This window comes from Hydrocoleum sp. CS-953, from assembly GCF_002260545.1.
Lineage (GTDB): Bacteria > Cyanobacteriota > Cyanobacteriia > Cyanobacteriales > Microcoleaceae > Trichodesmium.
Genome location: NZ_LGSU01000972.1, coordinates 1 through 5,753 on the forward strand (window position 1 = coordinate 1; position 5,753 = coordinate 5,753).

At 37.7% G+C, this 5,753-nt stretch carries 5 protein-coding genes and 1 pseudogene; all 6 read left to right on the forward strand.

The features are described 5' to 3' along the window. Positions 1-198: 198 nt before the first annotated feature. Positions 199-609: AAA family ATPase (locus tag AFK68_RS34980; protein WP_168186462.1), on the forward strand; the 411-nt coding region annotated here is incomplete at its 3' end. Between the two features lies 1 nt (position 610). Beyond that, positions 611-1,170: pseudogene (locus AFK68_RS45095) on the forward strand (ferredoxin:protochlorophyllide reductase (ATP-dependent) iron-sulfur ATP-binding protein); the annotation flags it as partial. Positions 1,171-1,180: 10 nt separating this feature from the next. Further along, on the forward strand, positions 1,181-1,423 hold the full coding sequence (locus AFK68_RS13645; RefSeq protein WP_371357378.1) for a hypothetical protein: 243 nt from the start codon (positions 1,181-1,183) through the stop codon (positions 1,421-1,423). A gap of 38 nt (positions 1,424-1,461) precedes the next feature. Further along, positions 1,462-2,736, forward strand: a complete 1,275-nt coding sequence (locus tag AFK68_RS13650; RefSeq protein WP_168186460.1) for a DUF5331 domain-containing protein — start codon at positions 1,462-1,464, stop codon at positions 2,734-2,736. A gap of 837 nt (positions 2,737-3,573) precedes the next feature. Continuing rightward, on the forward strand, positions 3,574-4,971 hold the full coding sequence (locus AFK68_RS13655) for a ferredoxin:protochlorophyllide reductase (ATP-dependent) subunit N (RefSeq protein ID WP_094673277.1): 1,398 nt from the start codon (positions 3,574-3,576) through the stop codon (positions 4,969-4,971). Positions 4,972-5,068: 97 nt separating this feature from the next. Then, positions 5,069-5,215, forward strand: coding sequence for a hypothetical protein (locus AFK68_RS36780; protein WP_168186461.1), 147 nt, complete (start codon positions 5,069-5,071; stop codon positions 5,213-5,215). Positions 5,216-5,753 lie beyond the last annotated feature (538 nt).

The window sequence follows — 5,753 nt, forward strand, 5'->3', positions numbered from 1 at the left end:
AGTTTATAAATTTTTACCCCCTTTTCTTTGTAGTGAAGTTAGACGATAATTCCATTGAGAAGCCAAAAAAATAGATTTATAGCATTAAGCAAATAAATAAGGCATTTCAGTTACCAGTTATCAGAGATTACTTCTGAATTCTGAGTTCTAAATTTTGAATTCTAAATTCTGAATAGAGAATTATTTAGGAGAAAAAAAGTGAAACTTTCAGTATACGGAAAAGGCGGAATTGGCAAATCTACAACAAGCTGCAATATCTCAGTTGCCTTAGCCAAGCGTGGTAAAAAAGTTCTACAAATCGGTTGTGACCCAAAACACGACAGTACATTTACCCTTACAGGATTTCTCATCCCCACAATTATTGACACCTTGCAAGAAAAGGATTACCATTATGAAGACATTTGGCCAGAAGATGTCATATATAAAGGCTATGGTGGTGTAGACTGTGTAGAAGCAGGTGGACCTCCGGCTGGAGCAGGTTGTGGTGGCTACGTTGTTGGTGAAACAGTAAAACTACTCAAAGAATTAAACGCCTTTGACGAATACGACGTAATCCTATTTGATGTATTGGGCGACGTAGTTTGTGGTGGTTTTGCAGCTCCACTCAACNGGCCAGAAGATGTCATATATAAAGGCTATGGTGGTGTAGACTGTGTAGAAGCAGGTGGACCTCCGGCTGGAGCAGGTTGTGGTGGCTACGTTGTTGGTGAAACAGTAAAACTACTCAAAGAATTAAACGCCTTTGACGAATACGACGTAATCCTATTTGATGTATTGGGCGACGTAGTTTGTGGTGGTTTTGCAGCTCCACTCAACTATTCCGACTACTGCATGATTGTTACAGATAATGGCTTTGATGCCCTATTTGCAGCTAACCGCATTGCCGCCTCTGTGCGAGAAAAAGCTCGTACCCATCCCCTACGTTTAGCTGGCCTAATAGGCAACCGTACATCCAAACGGGATTTGATTAATAAATATGTAGAAGCCGTACCAATGCCAGTCCTGGAAGTTCTGCCACTCATTGAAGATATTCGAGTTTCTCGTGTCAAAGGCAAAACATTATTTGAAATGGCCGAAAGCGATCCTTCTCTCCAATACGTTTGTAATTATTACCTAAATATTGCTGACCAAATTTTGGCTCTGCCAGAGGGAGTAGTACCCAATGAATCTNATTGAAGATATTCGAGTTTCTCGTGTCAAAGGCAAAACATTATTTGAAATGGCCGAAAGCGATCCTTCTCTCCAATACGTTTGTAATTATTACCTAAATATTGCTGACCAAATTTTGGCTCTGCCAGAGGGAGTAGTACCCAATGAATCTCCAGATCGTGATTTGTTCTCCCTGCTATCTGACTTCTACTTAAATCCCAGTAAGCCTCAAGTTATGTCAGAGGATGAAGAGCTTGACCTGATGATGGTTTAATAGATTTAGCCCTTCTCAGGATAAGGAATATAAAGATCATGGTTTTCTTTAAACAATTATCAACGTCCCTCAAACAAAAATGGTTAGAGTATTACCAAAAAAATCGCCCATGGTTAATACTCCACATGACAGAACAAAATACAGTCCAAACTCCTGATGGAGGTAGGAGACCTGTATCATACCTTATCCTGGGAATTCTCAATGCCCTGGACCCAGAATTAGAAGCATTAATGTTGCCCTTCTCTAAACTTAAGGCAGATGCAGATAGTTTAGTAGAGGTTTTAGGTTTAAATTTTGACCCTGACATTGCCATAGGCGTAAAATCTGGTTCTCCCTTAGACCAATCAACTCCTATATCCTCTTTGGATACTCCAAATGAAGATGCTCTGGAGTCACCAGGAGTAAATCAGCCACTTATGCCAGATACAATTGAGGATTCTAATGATTTAGGTACAGCAGCAGCAGCAGCAATTACTGGAGCTGCTGCTGTAGCTGGAGGAGTTGCATTAGCTGCTGGATTAGATCGAGATTCGGATGATTTGTCTGATGATGACCAAGGTGAGTCAGACTTGGAACTGGAAAGTGATGATGAGTTGGATATGGGATTAGATTCTGACTCAGAAGCTGATGATGATTTGGACTTGGATATAGAGTCGGCTGGGGATGAGTTGGATATGGGATTAGATTCTGACTCAGAAGTTGATGATGAGTTGGATATGGGATTAGATTCTGACTCAGAAGCTGATGATGATTTGGACTTGGATATAGATTCTGACTCAGAAGCTGATGATGATTTGGACTTGGATATGGATTCAGCAGCGGATGAGTTGGATATGGGACTAGATTCTGACTCAGAAGCTGATGATGATTTGGACTTGGATATGGAGTCGGCAGCGGATGATTTGGATATGGGACTAGATTCTGACTCAGAAGTTGATGATGATTTGGGAGATATTGACCTTGACGATCTAGATGGAAATAAGTCTGATGATATCGATCTGGGAGGAGATAGCTCTGATTTTCTAGCAGAAGATATTCCCGATCCATTTGAGGATACATCGGCTAAGTTAGACGAGTCAGGACTAGATGAGCTTGGTGATGAAGATGTAAATCTATTTGGTCAAAGTTCCTCAGATGAGCTAGATGATATAGACCTTAGCGAATTAGGAGATGATAATCAAATTGATGATTTAGGAGATTTTGATCTTGACCTGGATGGAGAAGACTTAAATTTGGATGAGGCTGATCTAGATTCTTTAGCTGGAGATAAAAAGTCTTCTAATAATAATGATCCTGAACGGTTATTGGGTTAAGTACCAGGAATATTGACTGTTACAAAACTCAGACTTTTTGCCAATTCCTACCGCTAGACTCAAAGATAGAATAGTTCAGTTAGATGAAGAATATGCCATATTCTTTATAGAAAAACAAAATGAGTTATACAAAGATTGCCTCGTTTTTAGATGGAGACAATCTAGCTACTTATGGTAAAAAATCTAATGATGAGAAACCTAAGTCGTTCTAACAAGCTTTCCTACTGAATGCTGCGCAAAAGCGTTTCATATCGCGCAGGGAAAAAGGAACAGGGAAAAGGTGCAGCTTGTATGAAAGTGCTAAGAATTGGCATCTGAATACAGACTATAAGGTTCCTGGAAATACCAAATATTATCAGAAAAGTAAGCACCAAAGCTAGGTTTAGAAATCAGCCGACTGTGTAAGAGCATTTTGAAGATTCCCCAAAGATATTTCTTTGGTTAGTTAAGAAGAAAGCTCTCAAGACTGATTTATCCCCTTGTTTAGGAGGAGTAGGGGTTTGGTAAGTAAATCCCTACAATTAATCCCTGTAATACCAATTCACTTTAAAGATGTCACAAATAGTTTACAACTTTAAATGTGAAATAATTTCCTGAAGTTACTGTAGTGTCAGGGTTTTGCAGCCCATAAAATCTTAATGCAAGACTGTTGAGTGTCTTGAGTGTGTCTTACATTCTGTTTCCTTACGGATTCCGCAGGAAATGGAGACCTCAGAATTACACACTCGATGCATGACTTCCGTGAAACGGTATAACTTTCTTCCTGGAAGTAGTCAATTTTTGCATTTGTAACTATTGATTTTCCCCAAAAAATGTTGATAAATAGGAGTATTTTTTATGACTAATACTATTCAACCTGAAGCTTTAACTTTTGAATGTGAAACTGGCAATTATCATACTTTTTGTCCGATTAGTTGTGTGTCTTGGCTTTATCAAAAAATAGAGGATAGTTTCTTCTTAGTAATAGGTACTAAAACTTGTGGTTATTTCTTACAAAATGCCATGGGAGTAATGATTTTTGCTGAACCTCGTTATGCTATGGCTGAGTTGGAAGAAGGTGATATTTCAGCTAAGTTAAATGATTATGATGAATTGAAGCGTTTATGTTTACAAATTAAGCGTGACAGAAATCCTAGTGTGATAGTTTGGATTGGCACTTGTACGACTGAAATTATTAAAATGGATTTGGAAGGTTTGGCTCCTAAATTAGAGTCAGAAATTGGCATTCCCATTGTGGTTGCTCGTGCTAATGGTTTGGATTATGCTTTTACTCAAGGGGAAGATACGGTTTTAGCAGCAATGGCTGCTCGTTGTCCGAAACAAGTTTTAGAAGCAGAAAAAGAGGAAAGAAATGGCATCCAAAAACTCTTAAGTTTTGGCAGGAAAAAAGAGGAGGTTGCTGCGGAAGAATCTGAATATGTTAATCATCCACCTTTAGTTTTATTTGGCTCTTTACCAGACCCAGTTGTTACTCAATTAACTTTAGAATTGAAGAAGCAAGGAATTAAGGTTTCTGGTTGGTTACCTGCTAAACGTTACACCGAATTACCAGTTATTGAAGAGGGATATTATGTGGCAGGTTTAAATCCTTTCTTGAGTCGTACTGCTACTACTTTAATGCGCCGTCGTAAATGTAAATTAATTGGTGCGCCATTCCCTATCGGACCTGATGGAAGTAGGGCTTGGATTGAAAAGATTTGCTCTGTTTTTGGTATAGAACCTCAAGGTTTAGCAGAAAGAGAAAAGCAAATTTGGGAGAATTTAGAAGACTATATTCAGTTAATTCGTGGTAAGTCTGTCTTCTTTATGGGAGATAATTTGTTGGAAATTTCTTTGGCTCGTTTTTTGATTCGTTGTGGTATGACTTGCCCAGAAATAGGTATTCCTTATATGGATAAAAGATATCAAAAAGCTGAGTTGGAAATGTTGGAAAAAACTTGTCAGGAAATGGGTGCGCCTTTGCCGAAGATTATTGAGAAACCTGACAATTATAATCAGATTCAAAGGATTTATGAATTACAGCCAGATTTGGTAATTACTGGTATGGCTCATGCTAATCCTTTGGAGGCGCGAGGTATTAATACTAAGTGGTCTGTTGAGTTTACTTTTGCTCAAATTCATGGGTTTACAAATGCTCGTGATATTCTGGAATTAGTAACTCGTCCTTTGCGTCGAAATAATGCTTTGAAGGATTTAGGTTGGGATAAGTTAGTTAAGGAAGAAGCTAAGGTTTAATTGACAGATTTTTGGGGAGGTTTTACCAATGGATAATGGATAATGGATAATTGATAATTAGAGATAGTTTTCATTATCCATTATTCATTATCAATTAATGAATCACTCTACTAATTTTTTTGAGGGAAAGTCAAAGACAATTCTCATCTCATTCACAGATTTTGTCACAGAAAAAATGCCGATAAGTTTGGCAAAATTTACCACTTCCTCAGAAAAATACTTGCTGATAGTTTTGGGAATTTAGTGATTTTCTCAGACTGACAGCCAAATAGATAATTTTTCATTTCTAGTAATTTTGATTGAAGGGAGAAATAGAGNGAAAAAATGCCGATAAGTTTGGCAAAATTTACCACTTCCTCAGAAAAATACTTGCTGATAGTTTTGGGAATTTAGTGATTTTCTCAGACTGACAGCCAAATAGATAATTTTTCATTTCTAGTAATTTTGATTGAAGGGAGAAATAGAGGGTAATTTTCATTTCATCCAGAAAATACTTGCTGATAGTTTTGGGAATTTACCGATTTTCTCAGACTGACAGCTAAGGAGATAATGTTTCAGCTCTAGTCATTTTGATTGAGGGGATAAATAGAGGATAATTTTCATTTCATCCAGAAATTTTCCACCAGAAAAAATGCCGATAATTTTGCCAATATTTAGTACCGACTCAGAAAAATAATTGCTGATAGTTTGGGGAATTTAGTGATTTTCTGGAGCTGATAGGTAAAGAGAGAATTTTTCAACTCCAGTCATTTTGATTGAGACCAGAAATAGAGGATAATTTT